Annotated in this window: 24 protein-coding genes and 2 pseudogenes; 15 read left to right on the top strand and 11 right to left on the bottom strand. The window is 69.9% G+C overall.

The window, feature by feature from the left end; translation table 11 throughout:
• Positions 1 to 38: 38 nt before the first annotated feature.
• The 3 genes and pseudogenes from ABZ880_RS30370 to ABZ880_RS30360 all read right to left on the bottom strand — a co-directional run bounded on the left by ABZ880_RS30370 (position 39) and on the right by ABZ880_RS30360 (position 3077).
• A complete protein-coding gene (locus ABZ880_RS30370) occupies positions 39 to 872 on the bottom strand; it encodes a PIG-L family deacetylase (RefSeq protein WP_361269055.1) in 834 nt (277 codons plus the stop codon).
• Between the two features lie 475 nt (positions 873 to 1347).
• Positions 1348 to 1737 (bottom strand): annotated as a pseudogene (locus ABZ880_RS30365) (IS5/IS1182 family transposase); the annotation flags it as partial.
• Between the two features lie 470 nt (positions 1738 to 2207).
• On the bottom strand, positions 2208 to 3077 hold the full coding sequence (locus ABZ880_RS30360) for a calcium-binding protein (RefSeq protein WP_361269052.1): 870 nt from the start codon (positions 3075 to 3077) through the stop codon (positions 2208 to 2210).
• Positions 3078 to 3499: 422 nt separating this feature from the next.
• Between ABZ880_RS30360 and ABZ880_RS30355 the strand changes: the two genes are divergently transcribed.
• The 6 genes from ABZ880_RS30355 to ABZ880_RS30330 all read left to right on the top strand — a co-directional run bounded on the left by ABZ880_RS30355 (position 3500) and on the right by ABZ880_RS30330 (position 7780).
• Positions 3500 to 3799, top strand: a complete 300-nt coding sequence (locus ABZ880_RS30355) for a hypothetical protein (RefSeq protein ID WP_361269049.1) — start codon at positions 3500 to 3502, stop codon at positions 3797 to 3799.
• Positions 3800 to 4294: 495 nt separating this feature from the next.
• Positions 4295 to 4627: a PadR family transcriptional regulator gene (locus ABZ880_RS30350; RefSeq protein ID WP_361269046.1), complete on the top strand. Its 333-nt coding sequence runs from the start codon at positions 4295 to 4297 to the stop codon at positions 4625 to 4627.
• A gap of 68 nt (positions 4628 to 4695) precedes the next feature.
• Positions 4696 to 5454, top strand: coding sequence for an HD domain-containing protein (locus ABZ880_RS30345; RefSeq protein WP_361269043.1), 759 nt, complete (start codon positions 4696 to 4698; stop codon positions 5452 to 5454).
• On the top strand, positions 5454 to 5732 hold the full coding sequence (locus tag ABZ880_RS30340; RefSeq protein WP_361269040.1) for a hypothetical protein: 279 nt from the start codon (positions 5454 to 5456) through the stop codon (positions 5730 to 5732). Before ABZ880_RS30345 ends, ABZ880_RS30340 begins: the two co-directional genes overlap by 1 nt.
• Positions 5733 to 6423: 691 nt before the next feature.
• The gene (locus ABZ880_RS30335) at positions 6424 to 6549 is read left to right on the top strand and encodes a hypothetical protein (RefSeq protein ID WP_361269037.1); all 126 of its coding nucleotides are present in this window, start codon (positions 6424 to 6426) and stop codon (positions 6547 to 6549) included.
• A 166-nt stretch (positions 6550 to 6715) separates the two neighbouring features.
• Entirely contained in the window at positions 6716 to 7780 is a 1065-nt protein-coding gene (locus ABZ880_RS30330; protein ID WP_361269035.1) for a LacI family DNA-binding transcriptional regulator, read from the top strand.
• On the opposite strand, the gene ABZ880_RS30325 is transcribed toward ABZ880_RS30330, so the two are convergent.
• Genes ABZ880_RS30325 through ABZ880_RS30310 form a run of 4 tightly spaced genes read right to left on the bottom strand, consistent with a single transcriptional unit; the run spans position 7743 to position 12355 of the window.
• Complete coding sequence (locus ABZ880_RS30325; protein WP_361269033.1) at positions 7743 to 9134, bottom strand: glycoside hydrolase family 32 protein; 1392 nt, start codon at positions 9132 to 9134, stop codon at positions 7743 to 7745. The genes ABZ880_RS30330 and ABZ880_RS30325 overlap by 38 nt on opposite strands.
• Entirely contained in the window at positions 9131 to 9985 is an 855-nt protein-coding gene (locus tag ABZ880_RS30320; protein ID WP_361269031.1) for a carbohydrate ABC transporter permease, read from the bottom strand. The genes ABZ880_RS30325 and ABZ880_RS30320 overlap by 4 nt, the downstream gene beginning before the upstream one ends.
• Positions 9986 to 9998: 13 nt before the next feature.
• On the bottom strand, positions 9999 to 10949 hold the full coding sequence (locus tag ABZ880_RS30315) for a sugar ABC transporter permease (RefSeq protein ID WP_361269029.1): 951 nt from the start codon (positions 10947 to 10949) through the stop codon (positions 9999 to 10001).
• Complete coding sequence (locus ABZ880_RS30310; protein WP_361269026.1) at positions 10946 to 12355, bottom strand: extracellular solute-binding protein; 1410 nt, start codon at positions 12353 to 12355, stop codon at positions 10946 to 10948. The genes ABZ880_RS30315 and ABZ880_RS30310 overlap by 4 nt, the downstream gene beginning before the upstream one ends.
• 222 nt (positions 12356 to 12577) lie before the next feature.
• Between ABZ880_RS30310 and ABZ880_RS30305 the strand changes: the two genes are divergently transcribed.
• Entirely contained in the window at positions 12578 to 14161 is a 1584-nt protein-coding gene (locus ABZ880_RS30305) for a GH32 C-terminal domain-containing protein (protein WP_361269022.1), read from the top strand.
• A gap of 305 nt (positions 14162 to 14466) precedes the next feature.
• Here ABZ880_RS30305 and ABZ880_RS30300 read toward each other — a convergent pair whose 3' ends face one another.
• Positions 14467 to 15357, bottom strand: a complete 891-nt coding sequence (locus ABZ880_RS30300) for a LysR family transcriptional regulator (RefSeq protein WP_361269019.1) — start codon at positions 15355 to 15357, stop codon at positions 14467 to 14469.
• A gap of 153 nt (positions 15358 to 15510) precedes the next feature.
• Between ABZ880_RS30300 and ABZ880_RS30295 the strand changes: the two genes are divergently transcribed.
• From ABZ880_RS30295 to ABZ880_RS30280, 4 genes and pseudogenes are all read left to right on the top strand, one after another.
• On the top strand, positions 15511 to 16545 hold the full coding sequence (locus ABZ880_RS30295) for an alcohol dehydrogenase catalytic domain-containing protein (RefSeq protein WP_361269017.1): 1035 nt from the start codon (positions 15511 to 15513) through the stop codon (positions 16543 to 16545).
• A gap of 32 nt (positions 16546 to 16577) precedes the next feature.
• On the top strand, positions 16578 to 17663 hold the full coding sequence (locus tag ABZ880_RS30290) for an FAD-dependent oxidoreductase (RefSeq protein ID WP_361269014.1): 1086 nt from the start codon (positions 16578 to 16580) through the stop codon (positions 17661 to 17663).
• Positions 17651 to 18181: a DinB family protein gene (locus ABZ880_RS30285; protein ID WP_361269010.1), complete on the top strand. Its 531-nt coding sequence runs from the start codon at positions 17651 to 17653 to the stop codon at positions 18179 to 18181. Before ABZ880_RS30290 ends, ABZ880_RS30285 begins: the two co-directional genes overlap by 13 nt.
• A gap of 20 nt (positions 18182 to 18201) precedes the next feature.
• Positions 18202 to 18780, top strand: a pseudogene (locus tag ABZ880_RS30280) (MFS transporter); the annotation flags it as partial.
• 394 nt (positions 18781 to 19174) lie between these two features.
• Here the strand turns inward: ABZ880_RS30280 and ligA are convergent.
• The gene (ligA, locus tag ABZ880_RS30275; RefSeq protein WP_361269007.1) at positions 19175 to 21262 is read right to left on the bottom strand and encodes an NAD-dependent DNA ligase LigA; all 2088 of its coding nucleotides are present in this window, start codon (positions 21260 to 21262) and stop codon (positions 19175 to 19177) included.
• A gap of 263 nt (positions 21263 to 21525) precedes the next feature.
• On the opposite strand from ligA, the gene ABZ880_RS30270 reads away from it, so the two are divergent.
• A complete protein-coding gene (locus ABZ880_RS30270) occupies positions 21526 to 22272 on the top strand; it encodes a phosphotransferase (RefSeq protein ID WP_361269004.1) in 747 nt (248 codons plus the stop codon).
• Between the two features lie 81 nt (positions 22273 to 22353).
• Here ABZ880_RS30270 and ABZ880_RS30265 read toward each other — a convergent pair whose 3' ends face one another.
• Positions 22354 to 22884, bottom strand: a complete 531-nt coding sequence (locus ABZ880_RS30265; protein ID WP_361269001.1) for a hypothetical protein — start codon at positions 22882 to 22884, stop codon at positions 22354 to 22356.
• Between the two features lie 40 nt (positions 22885 to 22924).
• Positions 22925 to 24007 (bottom strand): barstar family protein, encoded by a 1083-nt coding sequence (locus ABZ880_RS30260; RefSeq protein WP_361268999.1) that lies wholly within the window; start codon positions 24005 to 24007, stop codon positions 22925 to 22927.
• Positions 24008 to 24295: 288 nt separating this feature from the next.
• On the opposite strand from ABZ880_RS30260, the gene ABZ880_RS30255 reads away from it, so the two are divergent.
• The 3 genes from ABZ880_RS30255 to ABZ880_RS30245 all read left to right on the top strand — a co-directional run bounded on the left by ABZ880_RS30255 (position 24296) and on the right by ABZ880_RS30245 (position 26863).
• The gene (locus ABZ880_RS30255; RefSeq protein ID WP_361268996.1) at positions 24296 to 24604 is read left to right on the top strand and encodes a helix-turn-helix transcriptional regulator; all 309 of its coding nucleotides are present in this window, start codon (positions 24296 to 24298) and stop codon (positions 24602 to 24604) included.
• Complete coding sequence (locus ABZ880_RS30250) at positions 24604 to 26148, top strand: helix-turn-helix transcriptional regulator (protein ID WP_361268994.1); 1545 nt, start codon at positions 24604 to 24606, stop codon at positions 26146 to 26148. Before ABZ880_RS30255 ends, ABZ880_RS30250 begins: the two co-directional genes overlap by 1 nt.
• A 139-nt stretch (positions 26149 to 26287) precedes the next feature.
• Complete coding sequence (locus ABZ880_RS30245) at positions 26288 to 26863, top strand: helix-turn-helix transcriptional regulator (RefSeq protein ID WP_361268992.1); 576 nt, start codon at positions 26288 to 26290, stop codon at positions 26861 to 26863.
• Positions 26864 to 26954: the final 91 nt, after the last annotated feature.

Below are 26954 nucleotides of genomic sequence, written 5' to 3'. Positions count from 1 at the left end.
GCCGATGGGCTTCCCCGGTCCCGGGTCGGACGGGCGGATCAGCGTAGTCCGGCGAAGAGATCGTTCTCGGGTACGGCCGCGCCGGTGGCGTCCTGGACGCGTACGAAGGTCTCCATGCCCATCAATTCGCCGAACCTCTCCTTGCCCATCTTGAGGAAGAAGATGTTCTCGCCCTGGCTGGCGTGCGCGGCCAGTGCGTCGAACTTCTGGCCGCTGAATGCGGTGGTGTCCACCCACGTGGTGATCTCATCGTCGGGGAGGCCGATCTCGGCCAGCGCGGCGGCCTCGGCAGGATCCGGCTCCGGCATGTCCTCTTGAAACTCGCGCATGACCTCCCCGAACCGCTGCATCATCGAGCGGGGCATCGTGGTCCAGTACACCTTCGGTGTCAGCGCGGTCATCTCCAGCGCCGCCATTGTGATGCGGTGGGCCTGGATGTGGTCGGGGTGGCCGTAGAAGCCGTTCTCGTCGTAGGTGACGACCACATCGGGTCGGTAGTGCCGCATGAGTTCCGCGAGTCGGGCCGCGCCTTCTTGCACGGGGGTCCGCCAGAAGGATCCGGGGGCGTCGTTGCTCGGCCAGCCCATCATCCCGGAGTCGGCATAGTCCAGCATCTCCAGATCGCTGACCTTCAGGACTTCACAGCTCGCCACCAGTTCTTGACGGCGCATCATGGCGACCGCCGCCGGATCGTGCCCGGGATCGCCCGGCTTGACACCCCCCGGTCCGTCACCGCAAGCGCCGTCGGTACACGTCACGAGAACCGTGCGGATGCCTTCCGCGGCATATCGCGCGAGGACCCCTCCGGTTCCGGTGGCCTCGTCGTCGGGGTGAGCGTGTACGGCCATGAGCGTCAAGGGCCGGTCAGTCATGAAGCAGTCCTCCTGCAGAAATACGTCTTGGTACGAGCGCGCGGCGGGTGTACCGCGATCCTGAGGCCCGGAGCCCTGACGGGGCGGACGACCTTGTGATCTCCGTGTCCCCCGCCCGTGCGGCGCCGGTCCCTCGGTCGATGCAACGGTGCCGACCGAACCGACTGTTCCCGGCGCAGCCGCTTGGCCTTCCGGGAGTCGGCGTTTCAACTCGAAGGCGGTACAGGCGCAATCTGCACGTCTCAACGCAACGTCGGATCCGACATCCGTCTGGCACCAGCCGTGAGATTCCGATCCGAAGTTTGAGATCCTGCAAAACGATCGGCGCAGCGAGTTCGACCACTGTTGTCTAGTCGATGCGTTTGACAACGAAGTGAGTGGCTTGGGATTCCTTGCCGACGAAGCCAGGCGCGTGGCATGACGCGCTTATGAGGCGAGCATACGGGCCGGTTCCCAGCCTTCACCTCGGCTGAAGTTGGGGATTGCGCTCGTAGCGGGGCTGAGTCTGCGGTAGCCGGACAACCACGACATCGTCCTCTGGATCACCCACCTGCGACGGCCCAGCCGTTCGCGGGAGTCGATACCTTTGCGGGCGATCCGGACTCCGATGCGCTGCCGCGTAACCATTTCCGCAGGTCCCTGCGGTCGTAGGCTTTGTTCGCGTGCAGGCCCTCGGGCTTGAAGTAGCGGCCTCGATGAGGTCCGCATCGTCGAGGCCGGTGCGGCATTGCCTCGTGCAGGCGACCCCAGACGCCGGTTCTCGACCAGATCAGGAACGGGCGGTGAGCCTTCGACTCGATATCCCGAAGCAGGGCGGCAGTTGACGGCGGGCGCAATCGCTGACCAGGACGTGGATGATGGCTGCGACGTGGGACACGGTCTCAGGAGATCCGCTGTCGCATTCACGTGGTCGGCACCGACCGCGCCCCCTGGTCCGGCTGGTCGGCGCGGTGCTGGCCGAGCAGAACGACCAATGGACCGAGGCCCGCCGCTACATGGGACTCGATGTGTTGGCCAAGGCCGGCCCAGCGTCACCCGAGCGTGTCAGAGACCGACGACACCGTCCTGCCCTGCCAACTCACCGAACAGCCTCAATACGAGATCGCCGACTGGCCGTCGATACACGACTCCCGTCAAGCGGACGTGACCCGCTGACCGAGGCATCTCGGCCAACCACCGGATGAATGGTCTTGGCGATGTCACGCTCACATCAGCAGCGATACATGTGTGACGGCCGCCGCTCGAGGATCGGCTTCCGCCGCCTGCTGCTAGCCGGATGTGGGGTGCCGGATGGATCCCCGGGCTCGCAGCCGGTTGTTCAGGGTGTTCGCCGGTTCAGGGGCGCACGTCGACGTAGTCGCCGGGGGCCGTGGCCGGCCCGGTCGTGGTGGTGCCGGTGAAGTGCCATCGCCAGTAGCCGTCCTTGACTGCCTTGACGGTGGTGTGCAGGGTGCCGGTGCTGCTGGTGTTCACCGTGGCGATTGTGGTGTAGGTGCTGCTGCCCTTCGGACGGAATTGCAGCTTCACTGCCCGGCCTGCGTATCCCGCGTAGCGGTAGGTGTCCCAGTTGGCCCGCACCAGTTTGCCGGTGATGGTGATGTGTGCGCCCTTGGGCACGGGTTCCGGTGATGCGTTCACTGTGACGCGGGCGGCCCGCTTGAGGCTGAACGACCCCACGCCGGGAGCGAAGACGGAGTCCCCGTCGTTGGCGTCGACCAGGGCGTCCACCGTCCAGGTTCCCGCGTTGGCATTGGCCAGGTCCACCGGGTCGTCACTGCCGGGGGCGGGGTGGGCGTTGACGGTGAACGACGTGGTGCAGGCCGTCGGGGTCTCGCAGTATGCGTCGGTGGTGTAGAAGCCGCCGTGCGGCCCCTTCAGATCCACATCGGCGAAGGACAGTCCGGAGTCATCCGATCCCGTGACCGTCACCGGGAACACCACATTGCGTGTGATCCCCACGATGACGTCGTGGCCGGAGTTGACGACGGCATCGCCGACCGTCGGCCCGCCGAGCCCGGTATCGGCCGCGGCATCGGCCCGGGCTCCGGCTCCCACCAGCAGCACGGCGACGGCCCCCACCACGGCACCGCGGCTTGCCGCGCCACCAAGGGGGGCGCGCCACAGGGCGCGTACGGCGGTCACGGACCCGGCGGGTCCGCGACCGCCACCTCGTCTGACGCCGAGCGGTGCGGCGAAACGGCTCATGAATCCTCCACGGGACAAGGCACCCACGCACAAACAACCCCCGAACAGCGGCTGTTGGCGACGGGCACAACAAACGAACGAAAGGCCACTCCGTTCGACTACCGAACCCACCGGACCGTTGCCCTGGATCGGATTGCCGCAACAACCCACCCCGCCGAGACGCACCGCACGACGCAACCGGCCTCACATCACCAGCACACTGGCGCCGGCAGCACCGGCGTTCCCGCTGCAGTCCACACCCGGCAGCAAGCAATGCCCCGTCAAGCGCTTGGCGCCCTCGCCCGTCGCCGCGTCAACGTTCTCTGGGCTCTGCTCCGGGACAACCGCCGCTTTACGGCCGCCTCGCGCCAACAACCAGCGCAGTGGCCTGACTCGGTCATCAAGCCGCCACGACCTCGCACCCGAGCTGACACGATGCCTCCATGCCCGAGTACACGATCAGCACAGCCGACGGCGACGACTGGCCAACCCTTGGCACCAACCTCGCAGCCGTCCTGCAGCCAAGATCTTTCGAATGCGAAATCCTTGAGGACTCGGACGTGCTGACGTTTCGCTCTGGTACAGCAACCGTCTGCGCGTCGTGGGAACTGCTCGGTACTTGGTACGTCGATGTCGAGGACGCCCCCTCCTCAGAGGCCGCCGACCGGCTCGTGGCCGAAATGGCCCGCCAACTCGCCCAAGCGACGGGCCAGCAAGCCATCCACTGCCGGGTCACCGACTGACGAACGCCTGTGCCCCCTGCTGTCGTCGAGACTGCCCAGCGCCTGACTCGGCCATGAGGGGCTTGGCGCTCTGCGCGGGGCTGCGCTGGGGCACGCCCAGCAGATACGCCTCACGCACAAAGGAAGCGATGTCCTCACGCCCTCCGAAGAGCGTGTGGGTCAGCCGGGAAGCCGCCGAGGGCCGCGGGGAGAGTGGTCACCGTTCGGCGAGGAGCCGTCTGGTGGCTGTCCATGTGTCCGGCTTGACGACTTGGCCGGGCGTCGCCGGTGCCAGACCGCAGGCAGCAACAGTCGCGTCTGATACCCGCGTCCCTCTGTCCTGAGGGCATGTCATGCCAGGAAGCGTGGAGCTCCGCTGTGTGCGTTGTGAGCGTGCGCTGATCATCCGTTGGTCGCCGGGGCCGTGGCGAGGTCATGGGGGGATATACGCGGCGTCACTTACTCTAGACAAGATGTATATAGGCTATGTAGAGTACGAGTATGGGTAGCCTACGTATGACCCTGCAGACCCAACTGGTGCTGCAGGCTTTGCTGGAGGATCCCGCCAAACAGCGTTATGGCCTTGAGCTGTGCGAGCTGGCGGGACTGCCGTCGGGCACGATCTATCCGATCCTCGCCCGCCTGGAACAAGTCGGCTGGGTGGACAGCACCTGGGAGGACCCGTCCGTACACGAAGAAGCCGGCCGTCCGCGCCGCCGCTTCTACCGGATCACCGAGGACGGCGCCGAGCAGGCGCGCGACGCCCTCGCACACGCCTACCGTGCCCGCAAACAGCCCCTGCCGGGATGGGTAGCCGCCCGCCCGCTCGGCGATGGGGGAGCGTCATGAGGGCCCGGCGGCGGTTAGCGCCCCGGCTGAGCAGGCGCCGCGGCAACACCCCGTCCCTGGACAGGATCTTGGCCGTCGTACGTGCGCACCACCCCGAGACAGACGTCTCGCTCATCGAGCACGCGCACGACGAGGCCGCCCACTGGCACGAAGGGCAGACCCGGCGCAGCGGAGACCCGTACCTCACCCACTGCCTCGCCGTAGCCGCCATCGTCGCTGACCTCGGCATGCCGCCAGCCGTCGTGTGCGCCGCCCTGCTGCACGACATCGGCGACACGCCCTGCCCGCAGGGCCGCGTGGTCGAGCACTTCGGCCAGGACATCGCCCAGTTGGTGTCGGCTGTCCGCACCGTCATGCTCGGTGCGATCCCACCGGGCCGTCTCACCCTCGAAGCCGCAGATCCGGATGGCCGGCCGACGCGGGAGGAGGCCGTGCGGGCCGTCTGCCTCGCCGACCGGCTGCACAACATGCGCACCATCGCATTCCTGGACCCGGCCAAGCAGCACCGCAAAGCCCGGGAAACCCTGGATGTCCTCGCCCCCCTGGCCCGGGCGGCGGGCCTGACCGACGTGAGCCGTGAACTGCACGACCTGTCCGCGGCCGTGCTTCAGCCCGCGTCCTCCGCGTTCGCCGTCACCACGCGCCTGCTGGCTCTGCTCACCCTGCTGCTCCCCGCCCCGCAGCGCGCACGATGGCGGGAGGAGTGGCGCGCCGAATTGGCCGTGCTTGCTACGTGCCGTAGCCGCACCCGTTTCATCCTCCGAGTTCTGCTCGGCACACCCAGGCTGTCCGTGACACTGCGCCGCCCGGCCTGCCAGGAGCGCTGATGGTGAGCGTGGCGGCCCGCATCGGCGGCGTACTGGGGGCGGCCGCCGCTTTCATGATGGCCATGGCGCGCGGAGGCCCGTCCGTCTGGGCGATCGCAGGGCTCACGGCCTGCGCCTTTGCCCTGGTAGCGGTCGTCCTGTTCATTCCCAGCGAGACACCGGCCCGCCGCCTGGGCCAACTGATCCAGGCCTGGCGAAACCCAACCGGAGCCGCCGCGGGGCCCGAGCCTGGCCGGACCTCCACAGCCCCGTCCTCGCCCGCCCGGAACGGCAGTTGACAGCCCCGAGCGCGCCTCCTGGTCACCTGGCGCTCGTTGATGCCACAGGGTCTCCCGAAATGCCCCCGCTCATTGAGCCTCGAGGGGTTCCAGCGTGCCGTGCCGAGATCGACGCGGTCAGGCGGCAGAGATGCGATTCGATTGCCTGGTCCACCTCGGGCGTCGAACAGGGTCTGCCGCGTTTGAGGCAGAAGGCGGCGGCGCATCACGGAAATGCTTTGAAGCGGGGCGATAGTAGGGCATGAGGGCGAGGCGAGCTGGTGCGGCGTTCGGCGCAGATGCTGGCCACGGACCGGTGGGTGGCGGTGGATGCCGGACCGCTGCAAGCTACCTCGTTGAAGCCCGCCGAGCGCGGGCTACCTGTTGGCGGAGAAGAACAACCAGCCGTCCCTGGCCCGACAGTTGAGCCCGCTGCCCTGGAGTCATGTCCCCGTTCCGGACTGTTTCCGCGAACGCGGGAGGGCTGGGAAGAGATCCGCGAAGTCAAGATCGTTACTGTCAGCAGACTGTGCTTCCTGCCTGCCCGCCAGGTGGTGCGCATCCGTCGCAAGGGCCGCCGCATCGGCGAGAAGGAGCGGCAGGCCGAGATCGCCTACGCTGTCACCGGTCTGCGCGCCGAGCAGGCCACCGCGAAGAAGATCGCGGCCGGGCACGCGCGCACTGGGTCATCGAGAACACCGTCCGCCGGACCATGGACGTCACCTTCAGCGAGGGCGCCAGTCAGGTCCGCCACCACAGCCCGGTCGTCGTGAGCGGCCCCCGCGGTCTGGCCCGCGCTACCCCACCGGGCCGGTGGGCCGGCATCGCCGGCGGATGACGTGCTTACGCCCGGTCCGAAGTGGTCCCCGCCCTCCGGGAGATCCGGTGATCAAATCGGAGGCCCACGCCGCGGCGCCCTGAGGTCTCCCGTGTGCCGTGGCGCTCTCCGCGGATAGGGTGGGCGGTGATCGACAGGGACGGGCTGGGCGAGGGCGGCGGACGGCGTGGGCGGTGCCGAGGAGAGCAGGAGCACGGGCACCGGGCGCCCGACGTCACGGGACGTCGCCCGGCTCGCCGGCGTGTCGCACACCGCGGTGTCCTTCGTGTTCAACGGCCGGGCCGAGGGCAACCTCTCGCCCGCCACCCAGGAACGCATCCGGCAGGCCGCGGTCCGGCTGGGCTACCGCCCCGACCCGGTGGCCCGCGGTCTGCGCCGTCGCCGCACGGCCGTGATCGGGCTGGTCACCGATGAGATCGCGTCCTCGCCGTTCGCCGGTCGGCTGCTGCGCGGCGCCATGGAGACCGCCTGGGACAGCGACCATCTCGTCCTCACCGTCGACTCCGGCGGTGACCCGGCCAAGGAGGACGCGGCCGTCGCGGAACTGCTCGACCGGCGCGTGGACGGCATCATCTACGCGGCCATGTCACTGCGCCGGGTCCGCGTCCCCGAGGGCCTGCACCGCATTCACTCCGTGCTGGCCAACTGCCTGCCCGAGGACGACTCCCTGCCCGCCGTGATCCCTGCTGAGCGCGCCGGTGGCCGTACCGCGGCCCGGCTGCTGCTCGGTGCGGGCCACCGCCGGCTCGCCGTGATCGGCGGTCTGGACGACATCGCCTCGGTGGAACGTACCCGCGGCTTCCGGGACGCGCTGCGCGCCGAGGGCGTCACCGTGCCCAAGGAGTGGATCGTGCGCGGCGGCGGGGAGATCTCCGCGGGATACGCGGGGGCGCTGCGCCTGCTCGACGGGGTCGAGCCGGGCCGTCGCCCCACTGGCGTCCTGTGCTACAACGACCGGGTCGCGGCGGGTGTCCTGCACGCCGCGACCCGGCTCGGGATCGACGTGCCCGCCGATCTGTCCGTGGTCGGTTACGACGACCAGGAGCACATGGCCGCGTTCCTCACACCGCCGCTCACCTCGGTCGCGCTGCCGCACCGGGCGATGGGCGAGGCGGCGGCCCGGCTGCTGTTGGACGCCATCGAAGCCGGCCGTACGCCGCCCGCGAGCGTCCGGCGCCTGGCCTGCCCTGTGGTCACTCGCGCCTCCGTGGGGCCGGCGCCCATCCGGTGACCCGGGCACCCGGCCCGTCGACGACCAGCTCGGCGATGTCGCCGGGGCGCCGGTAGACGCGCTCGGTGACCATGGCCCGTTCCGCGACGAAGAGTTCGAGGAGCGAGCCGTCGACGAGCAGCCGGAGCGCGAGTTCCGGCCCCTTCGGCACGTGCACGGTGATCGGGGCGGAGCCTTCCCTGCCGGTCCGGGGCCAGGCGCTGCGGTCGAGGACGACGGTGCCCGAGGCAGGGTCCGCCCGGACGGTCAGCTCCCGGCCCGCCGCGCCCCGGAGCAGGCTTAGCGTGGTCGGTTCACATGCGGTGACCGTCAGGTCGTACGTGTGGGGAAGCGGAACCCGGCCCGGCGCGGTGACGAACGGCTCGGCCGGGCGCAACAGGTCGAGTTCCGGGGCCGGACTCACCCGCAGTGAACCGTCGGGGTGGATGTCGACGACCCGTGGCGCGGTGAGTACGCCTGCCCATCCGGCCCGGTGCGTCTCCTCTTGCGGGCGGGCCTCCCACGACCAGCCCCACAGCAGTGCGCGGTCCGGTTCCTGGAGCACGGCGGGAGCGTAGAAGTCCCGCCCCTGGTCGAGCCGGCCGCCGGCGCGCGGCACAAACCTCAACGCGCCCTGGCCATCGGCCTGCAGACGGCCGGTGAGGTATCCGGTGGAGCAGGGATCTCCGTCCCACAGGGACACCACAAGCACGTGGTCGCCGCCTGCTGTCCGGTACAGGTGCGGGCACTCCCAGCCCACCGACTTGTCGCCGAACACGCCCACGGCCACCGGGTCCTTGCCGTCCAGCAGCACACCGGCGAACCGCCAGACGGTCAGGTCGTCGCAGTCGTAGAGCAGGACCGACGGCGTGCCGTCGGCGTGCCCCGCACCGACCAGCGCCCATCGCCGCCCGCTGTCCGTGAAGACGAACGGGTCGCGGAACATGACCACGTCGAGGCCGGTCGGCGGGCCGGTCACCACGGGCGCCGGCAGGGGCTTCCAGTCGGTCAGTGTCTCGTCGTCCGGAACCACGGCCCGGGCCAGGCAGAGGGAGCCGAGGCCGGTGTGGTGGCGGTCGATTCCCGTATACACGGCGGTCGGCACGCCGTCGTCGTCGACCACGCAGCCGGACCAGCAACCCGCCTCGTCGGGGCCGCCGGGTGTCGGGGTGAGCGCGATCGGATGGTCCTCCCAGTGCGCGAGGTCGGCGCTGGAGGCATGACCCCAGTGGACGTTCGCGTGCACCGGCGCATCGGGGTTGTGCTGGTAGAAGAGGTGGTAGCGGTCCCGCCAACGGAACGGCCCATTGGGGTCGTTGATCCAGCCGACGGGCGGACGGACCCTGAAACGCGGCGCGTTGGGGTCATGGCTCAACGGTTGACTCCTGCGGACGTGATGCCCTCACGCAGAGGGCGCTGGCCGACGACGAACACGGCGACGGCGGGGAGCATCGAGAGCACGACCCCGGCCAGGACCACCGAGATCGACCCGGTGCCGAGGTTGCCCTGCAGGGAGACCAGACCCAGCGGCAGCGTGTAGTTCTGGCTGGAGGTCTCCAGGATCAGCGGGCGGAAGAACTCGTTCCAGTGGTAGTTGAAGGCCAGCACGCCGACGATCGCCAGGCCGGGTGTGGCCAGCGGCGCGTACACCGAGCGGAAGATCCGCCAGGGCCCCGCGCCGTCCAGCATGGCCGCCTCGCCCAGGTCCTTCGGCATACCGAGGAAGTACTGGCGCATCAGGAAAGTGCCGAAGGCCGTCGGAAAGGCCGGGATGATCAGGCCGAGGAGCGTGTCGGTGAGGCCCATCGACTTCAGCACCAGGAATACCGGCACGATGGTGACCTGCAACGGCACCATCATGGTCGCCAGGACCAGGCCGAAGAGCGGCTTCTTGAGACGGAACTCCAGGCGCGCGAAGGCGTATCCGGCCAGGCCCGCCGTGATCATCTGGCCGACGGCGATCAGTGCCGTCACCAGTGTGGAGTTCAGGGCGAGCAGCCACACGTCGATCTGCTGGAAGACCCCGCGGTAGGCCGCGGTCGTCGGGTGCGTCGGGATGATCTGCGGGGGCAGGTCGAAGGACTGGGCCGGAGTGCGCAGGGAGGTGGCGACGGTCCAGATGACCGGGCCCAGCGTCAGCAGGGCGCACACGGTCAGTCCGGCGATCCGGGCCCAGGGGGCGAGCGAGTAGCGTACGCGGCTCAGGGTCGGGGTTGCTTGGCTCATGCGGCTCACCGGCTCACTGGTAGTGGACGAAACGCCGGCTGAGCCGGAACTGGAGGGCGGTGACCGCCATGATCAGCACGAAGAGCAGCACGCCCACCGCGGATGCCTCGCCGAAGTCGAGCTGCTCGAAGGCCCTCTCGTAGATCACCATCACCACGGTGCGGGTGGCGTCGCCGGGTCCGCCGTCGGTGAGGACGTAGGGCTGTTCGAAGACCTGCAGGGCATTGATGATGCCGACCACCGACGCGACGAGCAGCGTCGGCGACAGCAGCGGCAGCGTGATGCCGAGGTGCTTGCGCAGGCCGGTCGCGCCGTCGAGAGCGGCGGCCTCGTGGATCTCCTTGGGGATGTTGTTCAGACCGCCGACGAACAGCAGGAACGAGAACCCGAACTGCTGCCAGACGTAGACCAGGATCACCGTGGCCATCGCCGCGTGCTCCGAGGTCAGCCAGGGCACGGGCGCGACGCCGACCAGGCCGATCAGCCAGTTCACCACCCCGAAGTCCTGGTTGAACAGGTACTTCATCACCACCGAGATCGAAGCGGCGGACAGCACCAGCGGGAAGAAGAACGCCGAACGGAACACCGACCGCAGCCACACCGGCATCCGCCCGTTCAGCGCGAGCGCCAGCGCCAGCGCGATCAGCAGTTGCAGCGCGACCGCGAGGACCATGAAGAGGAGCGTGTTGCGGAAGGAGACCAGGACGGTCGAGTCCGTGAAGGTCGTGCGGTAGTTGGCGCCGCCGGCGAAACGGGGCGGGTCGATCACGTTCCAGTGGAACAGGCTCAGCACGAGGGACCCGATGATCGGCACGACCGTGAAGACGACGATGCCGACGACCGTGGGCGCCAGGAACAGCGCGGCCAGCAGCCGGGCGCCGCGGTCGCGGACGGACGGCCGCACGGCGACGGCGGGTGGCGTGGCGGGCCGCGGACGTACGGCCGGGACCTGGGTGTTCGTCATACCTCACGCTCCATGGCCTGCTCCAGGTCGCCCTGCATCCGGCGCAGCGCGGGACCCACCGCACGCGGCGAGGCCAGCGCGGTGCCGGTGTACTTGAGCAGGACGTCGGTCACCTCGGCGACCTGCGGCGGCGCGGGGATCGGGCCGGTGTCGGGAAACCGGTCGAGGGTGTCGTAGAAGACCTGCCAGTGTGCCGGGCCGCTCGCGGCGTAGCGTGCGGCGTTCAGCATCGAACGCCGGGCCGGGGTGGTCTGGTTGCTCTGGAACAGCCGGGTCATGGTGTCCTTGCGGGCCGCGTATTTGATGAACTCCCAGGCGGCTTCCTGCTTCTTCGAGGTGCGCAGCAGCGCGTAGCCCGCCGCTCCGAACTGGTGGCGCTGGGTACGCCAGCGCGGGAAGTACTGCACGTCGTAGTCGGCGGCCCGCATGCCGGCCAGATGCAGGCCGCCCGCCCAGAATCCGCCCGCCGGTGTGACGCCGACGCGGCCGGTGGAGAACACGCCGACCAGATTGCTGCCGTTGCCGCCCTCGGGCCGGGTGCACAGGTTCTCCTGGACGAGGGAAGCGAGATAGTCGTACGCCTCCTCGACCCGGTCGGCGGTGGCCTGCGGGGTCGTCCAGCGAAAGCCCCCGCCGCGCCCCTGCCGGTCGGCGGCCGGGTAGAAGGTGTCCCACAGCCAGGAGCCGCCGGGCGCCTTCGACTCCTTCAGCAGGTTCGTGCCGCCCGCGAAGAGCCAGGGCACCACGCCGCCCCACAGCCGGTTGGTCCAGAAGTAGGGCGTGAAGTGCGCATCGCCGGCACGTTTCATCTCCCGCAGCAGCGCGGTGAAGTCGTCGCGGCTCCAGTCGGCCGCCGGGAAACCCGCGCCTGCCCGTTTCAGCACCTGCTTGTTGAGGTACATGTCGGCGGCGTTGAACTCCATCGGCAGCTGGTAGAGGTTTCCCTCGTACATCATCGACTCCACCAGCGAGGGGTGGACGTCGGCGAAGTACTCACGCAGCTCAGCCGCGTCCCGCCGCACCCAGCGGTCCAGGGGCACGCCGAGCCGCCGGGCGAACAGCTGCACGCCCTCGGTGGCCACATACACCAGGTCGGGGGCGGTGCCCGCGGCGATCTGGGTGAGGATCTTCGCGAAGAAGTCCGACCAGTCGACGGCCTGCACCGCGTTCACCCGCAGCGGGATGTCGGGGTGGAGCCGGTGGAAGCCCTTGGTGAGGGCGTCGACGGTGGCCGGGTCGAAGGCGGAGCCGAGGGTGGCGACGACGAGGGAGCCGTCGTCACGGCCGGGGATGTCGGCTCCCGTGAGCCGGTCCCAGCTCGCGGCGGTCGCGGCCAGGGCCGCTGCTCCGGCCCCGTATGCGCCGTACCGCAGCAGCGTGCGGCGGGGGAGGTGCGAGTCAGTCATCAAACGGGCCTAACTCGTGTTAGATCAGGGTTGATGTCCCAGATGATGTGAACCGGTCAGCAGACCTGTCAAGGGTCGGGAACGCTTGACCTTTAACGAGTTAGGTCTACAGTCCTCGTTCACATGAGCCGATTTTTCACGCCGTCCGCGGTGTGAGCCGCACTCGCGTGCGTGACGAGCCGCCACGGGCCCTCGGGGCCGCCACGAGAGGAACGATGTGTCATGCCCGGAACATCGGGGGTTTCCAGGAGATCACTGTTCGCGGGATCGGCGGCGGGCACCGCCGCCGCGTTGCTGTCCGCCGGGACGGCCACGGCCGCCCCGAAGCCCGAAGCCACGACCGAGAAGAAGGCCAAGGCCGCGGCGAGCGGGGCGAGTTACCGCGCCGCGTACCACTTCACGGTCCCCGACCAGTGGAAGAACGACCCGCAGCGGCCCGTCTGGATCGACGGCGAGTACCACTACTACTACCTCTACAACGCCGACTACTTCACCGGTGTCGCCGGCACCGCGTGGCGCCTGGCCACCACCAAGGACCTGGTCTCCTTCACAGACCGCGGGGTCGCCGTGGCCAAGGACACCACGCCCAACGGCGATCTCTGGTCGGGTTCGGCGGTGGTCGACACCGGCAACACGGCCGGATTCGGCGCGGGCGCGGTCGTCGTCATCGTCACCATGTCCCCCGGCGGCGGCACCGACCACCAGGAGCAGTTCCTGTACTACTCGACCGACGCCGGTCTCACCTTCGACAACTACGGGACCGACCCCGTCCTGCCCAACCCCGGCGTCGCCGACTTCCGCGACCCCAAGGTGATCCGCGACGAGGACCGGGGCCGCTGGGTGATGGCCCTCGCCGAGAACGACAAGATCGGTTTCTACCACTCCGACGACCTCAAGTCCTGGACGTACGTGAACGGTTTCGTCCACGACGGCATCGGCGTCCTGGAGTGCCCCGACCTGTTCCGCATCACCGCCGGCGACGGCACCGTGAAGTGGGTGCTCGGCGCGAGCGCCAACGGGAAGAGCTCGGGGCTGCCCAACACGTACGCCTACTGGACGGGTTCCTTCGACGGCAGCGCGTTCACCGCTGACGCGAGCAACCCGCAGTGGCTCGACCACGGCTGGGACTGGTACGCCGCCGTCACCTTCGACAAGCGGGACGCGAGCGGCGCGGTGGACGCGGCTGCCCGGTACGCGATCGGATGGGTGAACAACTGGGACTACGCGGGCACCACCCCCACCATCGACTGCGACGGCTTCAACGGCACCGACTCCATCGTCCGCGAGATCACCCTGAAGAAGGCATCCGACAACACCTACTACCTCGCCTCCCAGCCCGTCGCCGGCCTCGACTCACATGTCTCCCGGACGGTGAACCTGGGCGACGTGACCGTGGACGGCACGAAGCTGCTCGACTACACCGGTATCTCCTACGAGGTGACGACCGAGATCACCTGGTCCCAACTCACCGGCGCCGGCCTCCAGTTGAGGCGCTCACCCGACGGCGGTCGGCACATCGATGCCGGGATCTACGCCGACTACGCCTTCCTCAACCGACGCAACACGGTGAACGCCGACACGTCCGGCAGGTGGCAGGAGAGCCACACCCCGTTCGACCCGTCCTCCGGCACGGTGAAACTGCGCATCCTGGTGGACCGCACGTCGGTGGAGATGTTCGTCGACGACGGCCGCCACGTGCACACCAGCCAGGTGTTCCCGTACCTGCTGGACACCCGGCTCGCCCTGTTCACGATCGGCGGCAGCGCGGTGTTCCGCAACACGGTGATACGCGAGTTCTCGGTGTGAGGCCGGCCAGGGGCGGGGGTGCTCATCATGCGCGTGAAGCCGATCGGCAACACCGGAACGGGCCGCCCGGTCCTGGAAGGATCCGCGCTCCGCCCCGCTGACGCGGCGACCGTCTTCCGCCTCGGGGTCTGATGGCTTATGCCACCCTGAACACGCCCTGTTTCTCGGACCGTCTCGGAGATGTCACGCACCGGGACCCGCTCGGGAGGGTTACCGGAATGATTTGGAGATACACCGCATCCCCGACGCGGATTTCTGCGGGCGAGTCTGGTAAAGGCGCCAGGGTTATGGAGTCATAATCTCGGTCAATCGCCCGAGCCCTCACCGGCGTGCTGGGTGAGAGCCGCGACGAAGTCCTCCAGGTCGGCCGCGAGCGGGGTGCCGTTGTCCCAGACGGCCTCGTAGGCGATCTCCACGGGGGCCCCGGCCCGGACGAGGGGACGGGAGCTGCCGTGGTCGTGTGTGATCTTGGACTGGGGCAGGAGTGCGGCGCCCACGCCCATCCGTGCCCACTCGTCCAGTACACGGTAGTTGGAGGCCTCGCCGGGATAGGTGCGCAATGGCAGGTCGTGGTCGCGGAAGAGCTCGGTGGTGAAGGTGGTCAGTCCGCAGCTGTCCGGTACGAGGATGTAGGCGGCGTCGGCCGCGGCCCGCAGCTCGACCGGGCTCTGGGTCCGCGAGTCGGCGGGGTCGATCACGACGACCGGTTCGCGGGCGATGACGCGATGCCGGAATGCGGGCATGGCCTGTACGGCCGGCACGAGCAGGACGTCCAGGTTTCCTGCCTTGAGGTCCTCGCGCAGGTGTGTGAGATCTGCCTCGCGCAGGACCAGGTCGCGCGGGCGGTCCAGGTTGCGGGCGGCGTCGAAGGCCCGGGCGACGAGGTCGGCGCCGATGAGCGGGGAGACGCCCATGCGGATTGTGTCGGACGCCGGCTGGGCCAGCCGTCCGGCCTCGGCGACGATCGCGTCCAGTGCGTCGAGGGCCTGGTCGATCATGGGCAGGATCCGGGTGCCGTCCGCGGTTGGCCTCACCCCGCGCGGCGAGCGCTCGAACAGCGTCACGCCGAGCTCTTGCTCCAGCCGTGCGATGCCGTGGGACAGGGCGGGCTGGGTGACGCCGTAGGCCCGGGCGGCCGCGCTGAACGACTTCGTCGTGGAGACGGCCCGGGCGTAGCGCAGCCCCTCGATGTTCATGCTGCTTCTCCTCGTGGCTATAGCCGCTCTTTATACCCCTATTCACCGTGATCCTCTACCGGGGACGTTCGGGACGACTTACGGTTCGAACGGAGCCACGCGCGCCGTATCCGTGGATATCCGCGCCCTTTTCTCTTTCAAGGAGGGATTTCCGTGTCCCAAGACGCTAACCAGGTTCACAGGGCCGCACAAGTGGCGGAGCCCAGTGCTGCCGTACGGGTCGTCCCGGTGGAGGCGCGGCCACCCGGTGTCGGCGAGGTGCGTATCGATGTGGAGGCGGCCGGCATCTGCGGCGCCGACATCGGTACGGTCCGCAATCCCGCTCCGGCGGCCGGTTTCCCGGTCACCCCGGGCCACGAGGTCGCGGGTGTGATCGCGGAGCTGGGCCCCGACGTGCAGGGGTGGGAGGTGGGCGAGCGGGTGACGGTCGGCTGGTTCGGCGGCAGCTGCGGGCACTGCACCGCCTGCCGTACCGGCGATGTCGTGCACTGTCCGGCGCGGAAGATCCCGGGCATGTCGTATCCCGGCGGTTGGTCGAGCACCATCACGGTTCCCGCCGCCACTCTCGCCCGGATCCCCGAGGGCCTGTCCGCGGAGGAGGCAGCGCCCTTCGGCTGCGCCGCCGTCACCACCTTCAACGCCCTGCGGCACTCCGGCGCCGGGCCGGGTGACCTGGTCGCCGTGCTCGGGATCGGCGGTCTGGGGCATTTGGCGGTGCAGTTCGCCGCGGCCATGGGGTTCGAGACGGTGGCCATCGGGCGGGGTGAGGAGAAGCGGAAGCTCGCCGACGAGCTGGGCGCGCGGCACTACATCGACACCGAGCGGGAACAACCCGGAGCCGCGCTGGGGAAGTTGGGCGGGGCGCGGCTGATCCTGTCCACGGCCTCCAGCAGCAAACCGCTGGCAGAGCTGGTGGACGGGCTGGCCCCGCACGGGCGGCTCACCGTCGTCGGCTTCGACGGTTCTCCTCTCGAACTGCCGGTGGCCAAGCTGGTGATGGGGGCGCGCAGCGTCACCGGTCATCTGACCGGCAGCCCCGCCGACACCGAACAGACCATGCGTTTTGCGGTCGCCACCGGTGTCCGCCCCCGGGTGCAGACCGTCCCGCTGGAGGAGGCGCAACAGGCGCTCGACACCCAGCAAGAGGGCAAGGCCCGCTTCCGGATGGTCCTCGTTCCCGACGCCTGACCGCCGCCACAGCAGCAGAGAGGGAGCCGTAGATGCTCCAGCATCACGGCCACGACGTCGTCGTGGTCGGTGCCGGGATCGCCGGCCTTACGGCGACCGCCGCCCTGGTCGCCGCCGGGCGCGACACCGTGTGCCTGGAGGCCCGCGAGCGGGTCGGCGGGCGGCTGCTCAGCACGCCTGCCCCGCCCGGGGCTCTCGATCTGGGGGCCACCTGGTTCTGGGACGGGGAGCGGCGCGTCGCAAAACTCGCCGCCCGGCTCGGGATCGATACCTTCAAGCAGCATCTGGCGGGTGACACGCTGGTGCAGAGCGCCACCGGCGTACGACGGCTGCACGGCAACCTGCTCGACGCTCCTGCCCGCCGCTTCGCACCGGGGGCCCACGCCCTTGCCCGCGTGCTCGCGGCCGGACTGCCCGCGGACGTCGTACGACTGGACGCTCCCGTCACCGCGATCCACCGCCGCGCCATGGGCGGGCTCGACGTCCGTACGCCGAACTGGGTGCTGCACGCCGAGCACGTCATCCTCGCCGTGCCTCCCGCGCTCGCCCTCGCACGCATCGACTTCGGCCCGGAGCTGTCGCCCGAACTGGTCCGCCTCGCCCGCACGACCCCGGTGTGGATGGGGGCGGTTGCCAAGGTCGTCGCCCGCTACCCTGCCGCCTTCTGGCGGGAAGTGGGGCTGGCCGGGGCGGCGGCCAGCCGAACCGGCCCGCTGCAGGAGGTGCACGACATGTCGGGGCCCGACGGCCGGCCCGCCGCGCTGTTCGGCTTCGCTGAGGCCCAGGCTGTCGGTCCGGGATTCGAGCAGGCGGTGACCGCCCAGCTGGCCCAGCTCTTCGGCCCGGCCGCCGCCGAGCCCGAGACGCTCCACATACAGGACTGGAGCGGCGAGCGGTGGACCGCTCCGCCCGCCGTGCACCGCCTGGCCGACTACTCCCTGTTCGGCCACCCCCTCTACCAACGGTCCGCGCTTAACGGCAGGCTGCACTGGGCCTCGACCGAGACGGCCGACCAGTACTCCGGGCACATCGAGGGCGCCCTTGCCGCCGCCGAGCGAGCGGCCCGCACCGTCCTGTCCCCGACCACCACAGACAAGGCGAACTCATGCTCCAGATAGACGCGTTGCTGCGCGAATACGACCGCGCCCGTGCCTACACCGACGATCTGTGGCGGGACCTCACGCCGGACGAGGTGACGTGGCGCCCGCACGAGAACTCCAGCGCCATCGGCTGGCACCTCGGCCATCAGGCCCACGTCGCCCACTTCATGATCCGCAACCTCACCGCTGCCGAGCCCAGCCCCGACCCGGAGCTGGACGGACTCATGGACTCGGCGAACCCGGAGAAGTTCCGCGGCAAGCTGCCCACGGTCAAACGGCTCACCGAGTTCCGCGAGACCGTCGCCGAGCGCGTGCACGCCCGCATCGGCGACATCGCCGCCGGCCGGGTCGGCGCCCCGAGCCAACTCACCATCGTGGCCACCCACTTGCTCACCGTGCTCATCAACCACGAGTACCAGCACGACCAGTGGATCAGCGAGGTACGCGCGGGCGACCTCGGGCACGCGCTCCCGCCCGACCCCGACAGCGAGCACCTGCGCCGTATCGACGGCTATCTCGTCGTCGAAGTTCTGTAGCCCCAGGAGGGGACTCACTCGTGACAAGCACCGCCGCGGACACCGCCGCCGGTATATCCCCGCGACCCGAGGCGCAGCGCCGCGTCCTCGCCGTCCTGGTCACCAGCCAGATTCTGAGCGGGGCGGGGCTCGCGGCGGGCATCACCGTCGGAGCCCTGCTCGCCCAGGACATGCTCGGCTCCACCGACCTCGCGGGACTGCCCAGCGCCCTGTTCACCGCCGGCTCGGCCCTCGCCGCCGTCGCGGTGGGCCGCATCTCCCAGGCCCGGGGCCGCCGCCCGGGTCTGGCCGTGGGGTACCTGACCGGCGCCGTCGGCAGCGCGGGCGTCATCACCGCCGCCGTCGCCAAAAGCCCGGTGCTGCTGTTCATCGCCTTGTTCATCTACGGCGCCGGTACGGCCACCAACCTCCAGGCCCGCTACGCCGGAGCCGACCTCGCAGCCCCCGCCCACCGTGCCCGCGCCGTCTCCACCGTCCTGGTCGCCACCACCCTCGGCGGCGTCGTCGGCCCCAACCTCGCGGCTCCGACCGGTGACCTTGCCAACCACCTCGGCATCCCCGCCCTGGCCGGACCCTTCCTCCTCGCCGGCGTCGCCTACTGTGCCACGAGTACGCGCTGAGGACCGTGTGCGAAATCCCGATCGTCCTGCTCACGTCACAGAAGTGACCCGGCCGACGGATCCGACGCCGGATGCACAGGACTGCGCGGCCGACGGCCGGACATCCCGGACGAGTCTGTCGTCAGGACGCAAAAGCCCCGGCTGGACGGGGGAGACCAGCCGGGGCCGTGGGCGGTGACGTACGGAGGGCGGTCGCTCTCGGCGAAGGGCTTCAGGGGGCTTCAGCCGGACGATCGTCCCCATGGGCTACAGGTGAGGCCCGGGGACACTGTCCCCTCCGCCAGCCACGTATAGGTGAACGGTCAACCGTCTCGGGTTGTTCCGGCGCAGTCCCGACTGCAGATGTGACTTGAGGAACACCCGTTGGGGGGCCTCAGTTGAGGTAGTCGGCGACCAGGGCGGCGAATTCGTCCGGGGTGGCCAGACGGATGCCGAGGGCTTCGGCCTTGGCCCGCTTGGATCCCGCGCCGTCTCCGGCGACGACCAGGGTGGTCTTCTTCGAGACGCTGGAGGAGGAGCGGCCGCCGGCTTCTTCGATGAGTTCGTTCATCTGGTTGCGGCTGAGCTTTTCCAGCACGCCGGTCATCGCGCCGGTGACGACGACGGTCATCTGGGCCAGCGGCCTGCCCGCCGGCTCAGTGTCCTCGTCGTGGTCGCCGGCGTCGCCGTCGTACGAGGTGGGCGGGGTGGCACCGGGCTCGGTCATGTTCACCCCGGTGGCGGCGAGTTTGTCGATGAGCGGGGCCAGTTCGGCGAGCTCGGCGACGATCGAGGGGGCCTTCTCGGTGCCGATGCCCTCGACCTGCTGCATCGCTTCCACATCGGCGGCGCGGATGTTGTCCATGGTGGCGAAGTGCCGGGCGATGCGGCGGGACATGGACCGGCCGGTGCCGCGCACTCCGAGCGCGCACAGCACCCGCGACAGCGGCTGCGTCTTGGCCGCGGCGATGGCCGTGAGGAGGTTGTCGGTGCTGGTCTCGCCCATCCGCTCCAGGCCGAGCAACTGCTCGCGGGTGACGGTGAACAGGTCGGCGAGGTCGGCGATGAGGCCGGCGTCGACGAGCTGGACGATGCGGGTGGTGCCGAGGCCTTCGATGTCGAGCTGGTCGCGGCCGGCCGCGTAGGACAGGGCGGCCACCAGGTGGCAGTTGCGTCCGTTCTCGCAGCGCCAGCGCTGCTCGCTGGTGTCGATGCCCGCCCCGCAGCGCGGGCACTCCTTGGGGAAGGCGATGGGCTGTTCGTCGCCGGTGCGCAGGTGCGCGACGGGGGCTTCGATGCGGGGGATGACGTCGCCGGCCCGGTGCACCATGACCAGGTCGCCCAGGCGCAGGTCGCGGCGGGTGATGTCGGCCGGGTTGTGCAGGGTGGCATAGGTGATGGTGGCGCCGTCGATCTCGACCGGCTCCAGGACGGCGCGGGGGGCGATGATGCCGGTGCGGCCGACGTTCCACTCCACCTCGAGCAGCCGGGTGATCTTCTCGACCGCGGGCAGCTTGTAGGCGATCGCCCAGCGCGGCGCCCGCGTCCCGGACCCTGCGGTCTGCTGGTCGGCGGCCAGGTCGGCCTTGATGACGATCCCGTCGATCCCGAACGGCAACTGGGCCCGCAGCGCGGCGACCTCCTGCACCCGGGCCAGCACCTCCTCGACGGTGTCGGCGGTGATGCCGGGCACCGCGGTGGTGGCGGTGGTGTTGATCCCGAACGCGGCGGCTTGCGCCATGAGCTCGCTGTGCGCGAGCTCGCCCAGCCGCGCGGCGAGCTCCGCCTCGGTGTCGGGCAAGGGGAGCAGGCCGTAGCCGAAGAACGTCATCGCCACCGTGTAGGCGCGCTCCCTGGCACGCAGGGTGCCCGCCGCGGCGCCGCGCGGGTTGGCGAACGGCTGCCCGCCGTGCACGGTGCGCACCTCGTTGCCCTGCTCGAACTGGGCGGTCGTCATCAGGACCTCGCCGCGCACCTCGACGGTGACCGGCTCGGCGAGTTCGTCCGGCAGGCCCTCGATGGTGCCGATCGCGTGCGAGACGTCCTCCCCGGCCGTCCCGTCCCCACGGGTGATCAGCTGTCTCAGGCGGCCGCCGGTGTAGCGGGCGGCGACCGCGAGCCCGTCCAGCTTCGGCTCGACACTGAACCGTTCGACCTCGTGGCCGATCCTGCGGGCCAGCGAGGCGGTCCAGGCGGTGAACTCCTCCGGCGAGAACACGTTGTCCAGGCTCAGCATCGCCACCGTGTGCGGGACATCGCCCTGAACGGCGCCGCCGGCGACCTTCCCGGTCGGGGAGTCGGGCAGCACCTGGTCGGGATGGTCGGCCTCCCACGCGGCGATGCCGCGCACCAGCCGGTCGTAGGCGTCGTCGTCCAGTACGGACGTGCCGCCCACGTAGTAGGCGGCTGACGCCTTCACCGCGTCCTCGACCGCCTGCGCGTAGGCGGCGGCATCCACGATCACTGCAGCTGGTGTGGTCATGCCCGCCATCCTGCCTGCTGCCACTGACAACGCCCTGAGGGCCGGTTCAGCCGCTGATGGCGGCGCTGTTCGTCGCGTAGCGCTCCGAGGCAGACGGCGGGCTCCCGCAACAGCGTCGCCTTCCGTGAGGAGGTGGTGGGCGTGGCCTGGCCAGAGGTGGGTGTCGTGCATGAGGCCGCCGGGTAGCGGGACGCGGTCAGCCGCGTAGCCGCACGCCACAAACCCGGCGACGTCGGCGATCATCCCCGGGATACTGGTCGCCCATGGATGAGGTCCAAGTCGTCGTCGCCCATTCCGAGCGCGCGACTCTGCGCGTCGGTGACGTGTTCTTGAAGGTGGACGCCGATCAGGCGCGCATCGACGTCGAGGTTGAGGCGATGTCCCTGGCGCCGGTCCCGACCCCGGAGGTCCTGTGGCGCAAGCCGCCCGTGCTCGCGATCGCCGCACTCCCGGGAACGACGCTTGGGCGCCTCGGCGGGCCGTCGACCGGATCGCCGGCGGCGTGGGCAGCGGCGGGCGCCGCCATCCGGAAGCTGCACGAAGCGCCCCTGCCGCCCCTGCCGGGCCGGGCCGGCCGGGGCATCGTCGCGCTGGCGGCGGAACTCGACGCCGAGTGCGAGTTGCTCGTGACGAACGGTGTCCTGCCCGCCGACCTGGTCACCCGCAACCGCCAGGTCGCCGAGGCCGCGCTCCGGCCGTGGACTGCGGCGTTCACACACGGCGACCTGCAGATCGCGCACGTCTTCGTCGACGGCGACGAGGTCACCGGCATCATCGACTGGTCCGAGGCGGGCCGGGGTGATGCCCTGTACGACCTCGCCACCTTCACGCTCGGACACGAGGAGCACCTCGTCGACGTCATCGCCGGGTATGGCACCGACATCGACCTCGACGTGATCCACGCATGGTGGTCGTTGCGAAGCCTGCTGGCGGTTCGCTGGCTGATCGAGCACGGCTTTGACCCCTTCGCGTCGGGCTGTGAGGTCGACGTGCTGAGATCCCGGATGTGAGGCTGCGCGGGCCTGACTGCTACGAATGCGCTCTGACGCATCGAGGAGGCCATCCCCTGGGGCGATCGCTCGCCCCTACTCTCAACAAAGTGCGGTGCGCAGTCGTCGCCAGCAGATGACGGCGCAGCCAAGGGTGACGAACGCATGGTGGATGTCGTCGCGGATCTCCCAGTGCGTGCGCAGGCGGCGGAACCAGCGCAGCAGCGCGATCGCTCCGTCCGCAACCCAGCGGTACGCCCAGGCCGGAGCCGTGCCCGGTGCCGCGCCGGGCGAGGTGCGGGGTGATCTGGAACCGGCGGACGTTGTCCGGTAAGCCGCGTGGTCATAGCCGCGGTCTGCGTCCAGGTGCTCGGGGCCGGCGCATGGCTGGCCGCGCTTACCGCGGATCGGCGGGACGGCCTGGATCAGCGGGATCAGTTGGGTGACGTCGCTGCGGTTGCCGCCGGTGGTGATTGCCGCGAGCGGGATGCCGTGCGCTTCGATGTTCAGGCGGTACTTGCTGCTGGCCTTGTCCTGCTCCCCGCGTTCGCAGGGATTGTCCCGGCTGCGCCCAGATCTGCAGATCCTGCCAACGCTGCCTCCCCGCGCCTGCGGGGCTGGTCCCTGCACCACGGTCTCGTGGCCGATCCACGCCGGCCCGGCTGATGCCGCTTCACGCGAGGGTGACGCGCATCCCGCCCTCGGCCAGGACCTCGAGCACCGTGGCAACCAGGTCATATGGTTCGCCCTCCGGCGTCAGGAGTTGGGACAGGTGCTTGCGTGCGGTCGCGGCTTCCCGCCAGAGCAGGGTTGCGGGGGCGGTGTAGCCGAAGTTGCCGCGCAGGCAGTCGACGAGGGCGTCCAGGCAGCCGCCGAAGTAGCCGCCCGGCCCGTTGAGCGCCTCGCCGAGTGCCAGGTAGAGGCCTGGTTCGTCGGTGATGTGCCGGCCGTCGAGCTCGTACGCCTGTCCGGCTGCCCGTTCCTGGTGCTGGAGTCGGCAGCCTCGCTCGCGGACGAGGTCGAGCCAGGCGCCACGCTGTCGGGTGCCGAGGCCGGTCCATGCACCGGGGGTCTCCGGTGGGCCTGCTAGCCAGCGCTCCCAGATGGGCTGGGCGTAAGCCGGAACGGGTGTGAGCTCTGCGTCGAGTTCCAGGTCGATCAGATGCGTGCCGCAGGAGGACGGGCGCCAGGTGCGAACTTTGGGCCGGAGCAGTCGGTCGGTGAGCGGCTCGCCTCGATCGTCCTGTATTTCCAGCCAGGCCTCGCCCAGGGCCAGTGTGCGGCGGGTGCCCGCCGTCAGCGCCCGCTCAAGCCGATCTGCCGGGGCCAGCCGCCGCAGGACGAGCGGGGGCTCTGCATGCTCGGGCGGCAGGACGCGGGCGAATTCCTGGCAGACGCCCAACCACCGGTACTCATCGTGCAGCCGGACAGGGCCCCGGTGTCCCTCAGGCGGGCCCTCGTAGTCGTCCAGACCGGTGAACACGAGAGCGCCCGTTCCCTCCTGCCGTCCGAGGCTTTCGACGTCCTGCAGGAGCCAGGCATCGAGCGTCTTGTCTTCCGGTACCAACCACACCCGGCTGGCGACCCAGCCGTACACCTCGGTGCCGTCCGGAATCCAGTCGAAGAGTTCGTACATCTCGCGTCGCGGTTCCCTGAACAGTCCCTCCGCCTCGGCGCAGACACCCCAGACATGGCCGCTTTCCGTGTCCGTCAGCCTGTACCGTCCCGGCCCGCGATGGGCTGTGTCCTCATGCACGAGGGAATCATGCCCGGATTAGGAGTAGACCGGGAAGCAGCCGGGTCCTGGCCGAGCTGGCCGGCGGCACACGCAGACCGCACCTGGGACCGTCGGATGCGTGAACTCATCCACTCCGACCTGCTCGTCCTCGACTACTTCGCCGTGCGCCTGGAGGTGTTCGGCCAGCGTCGGTGTGAAGAGGGCGGTCGTTCAGGAGGCGGGTTCCCTCGATCGAGTCAGCCTCCGCAACAAACGGCCATGCGATATTCGCATGATACATGAGGCCTCAGTGATAGAGTCTGCATCATGGGTATGAGCCTCGAAGAGCGAGTGCGATCGGCGGTGGCGGCGCTCCTGCACGCGTCCGGCGAGTCGCAGACCGAACTCGCCGCCGCCCTCGGGGTGAGCCAGGCCCAGGTGAGCCGCCGTCAGTCCGGCACCGCGGCCTGGAGTCTGACCGACTGCGAGGCGGTCGCCGCGCACTACGGCATCGACGTCCTCGAGCTCCTGGCAGGACCCACCCGGGCCACGGAAGCGCTGCCCGCCACGCGCCGCCGCGTCCCCGGCCGCCAGACCGGCACTCCACGCCCCGCTGCCGTCGAAGGAGGCGCGTGATGACTGACTTCGGCGCGATCGACGCCCTGCTCGCCGGCGCCAAGAAGGAGGCGGCGCTGCCGTCCGCCGAAGAGCGGCGCACCCTGCGCGAGGAGCTCAGCCTTTCGCGCGCCCAGCTCGCGCAGGCCCTGGGGGTCAGCCCGTCCACGGTCGGGGGCTGGGAGTCCGGACGGGACCCGAGCGGCGAAGTGCGGGAGAAGTACGCATACTTCCTCGAGGGAGCGAAGGCCAAACTGGCCGCCGAAGCAGCCGAGACAGCGGATGCGGCCGAGGAAGCCCCGGCGGAGGAGTTGGAGGACGAGGTTCACGCGGATGCCGAGCAGGCGGCAGGCCAAGACGACGACGTCGAGGCGCTCGCCACCCCCCAGCCGTGTGTGCTGTGCGGGCAGATGGCCCGTCACCAGGTCGCGGGATTCCCCCAGCACCTGGATCCCGCGGAGTGCAACGCAGCCCAGCCCGCGCAGACGAGCGAGCCCGCGGTACCGCAGACGCCTGCTCCGCGTCCGGAACCCCGGCGTGCCCAGCCCTCCGGCCGGCAGGGGCAGGCGGGACGCGGCGTCAAGGTCGTGCCCGTCGGCCGCCGCATGCAGACCGCCGACACCCCGGACCTGATCGGCTCCGCCGTCACGGCCGCGCTCGCCGAGCACTCCGGCGACGTGGACGCAGCGACCAAGGCACTGCTGAAGCGGGCGATCCCGGACGCGATGGCACTGCTGGACCACACCCGCAAGGGCGGCCGCTACGACATCGTGGCGCACCCGTGGCTGCCCGACGTCCTGCGCAAGCAGTCCTCCCGCGGCGCGGATGAGATCTGGGAGGCGCGACCCAAGTGGGCGCGGCCCGAACTGCCCGCGGGTGAGCACGAGGTGACCGCACTCGACGTCAACGGCGCCTACCTGAGCGCACTCAAGACGCACCTCCCGCTGGGCCAGCTGGAGCACTCCACCGGCAACCACCACGACCGGCGCCGCGCGGGCGTGCACCTCATCACCCCGCCGGACTGGGACCACGACGCGGTCCTGCCGAACCCGATCGGCAGCCGGGACGAGCCCGGCCCGCTGTGGGTGACGGAGCCGACGCTGCGCCTGCTGCTGCGGGTGTCGGGACTGAAGTACGGCCTGTGCGACCCACCGCAGATCCACGAGTCGTGGACCTCCGGGGCGACGGAGGGCCTGCTGGAGAAGTTCCGGGTCGCGCTGAAGGACGCCCGGGACAGGGCGATCGCCGAGGACGATGAGGTGACGCTGGAGTACGTCAAGGCGATGTACTCGAAGTTCGTCTCGACACTCGGGGAGTCGAACTACAACCGGGAGCTGTACCGCACCGACTGGATGCATCTGATCCGCTCGCAGGCCTTCGCAAACCTGTGGTGGAAGGCCCACCGCGCCTACGACGAAGGCCTGATGGTCGTCCGCGCCATGGGCACCGACGAGCTGCACGTCATCGGCGACTGGCGCGCGGTGTTCGCCGAGGGCCGCGGCGTCACCGAGGTGAAGGTCAAGGACGTGTACACCGTCGGTAGCGCGGCCGGTGGAGCCCACTGAGTGTCTGACGACCGGTCAGGGCGAGATGCCGTGACCTGCGGTCCGGCACGCCGCCGGACGTGCCCACTCAAGGGCGCGGGTGCGCAGAAGGCCTGCCGCAGTCCGCTAGATTGCCTGTCGCAGGGGGAAGGGACGCATCGTGCCGGAGCGCAACCTCGAATTCGGAAAGTACGGGGCACGTGGCCTGAAGGGCCACGAGGCGGTTGCCCGCCGCCTCGACACACTCGCTCATTTCGTCGCCACGCCGATCACGCAACGTCGCGGCCTGCTGGCCCGCCTGCACTACCTGACCCGCACCGCTCACGCCCGCCAGGCGGCCCGAGAGGCCGGCCTCGTCGTCACGGACGCCACCATCAACAAGTGGCTGCAGGGCAAGCGCACCCCGTCGAAGAAGAGCCTGCAGCAGATCGAAACGGCGTACCGCACCGTGCGGCGCCAGAACGTCGCCCGCTACTTGCTCGCGCGCCTCAACCGCGCAGGCCGCGGTACCCGCGTCGAATTCCACCCACTCAACCAGTCCCAGGTCGACCGGCCGCGGCAGCGCGTGGTCGAGTACCGCACCCTCAACGTTCGTCACTGGGACCGCATCGTCGAGGCGTGGGCGGCCGACGACGACCAGGCTCTGGACGAGGCCTGGGTCAGTGGTGTGGTGGTGGACCTCGGCTCACAGTGGGGCCAGTACGAGTACGTCACGAATATCGGGTTTGCGGCCTAGGCGGTTTCGTTTGGATCATCGGGCGGACCAGAGGAAGATGCCTGCGATGTGGAGTCCGGCCAGGTAGATGGTGGCTGTCTTCTCGTAGCGG

This window comes from Streptomyces sp. NPDC047043 (genome assembly GCF_040644055.1).
In the GTDB taxonomy this organism is placed as follows: Bacteria; Actinomycetota; Actinomycetes; order Streptomycetales; family Streptomycetaceae; genus Streptomyces.
The sequence above is the reverse complement of the archived record's forward strand: the minus strand, read 5'-3'. Positions and strand labels throughout refer to the sequence as shown.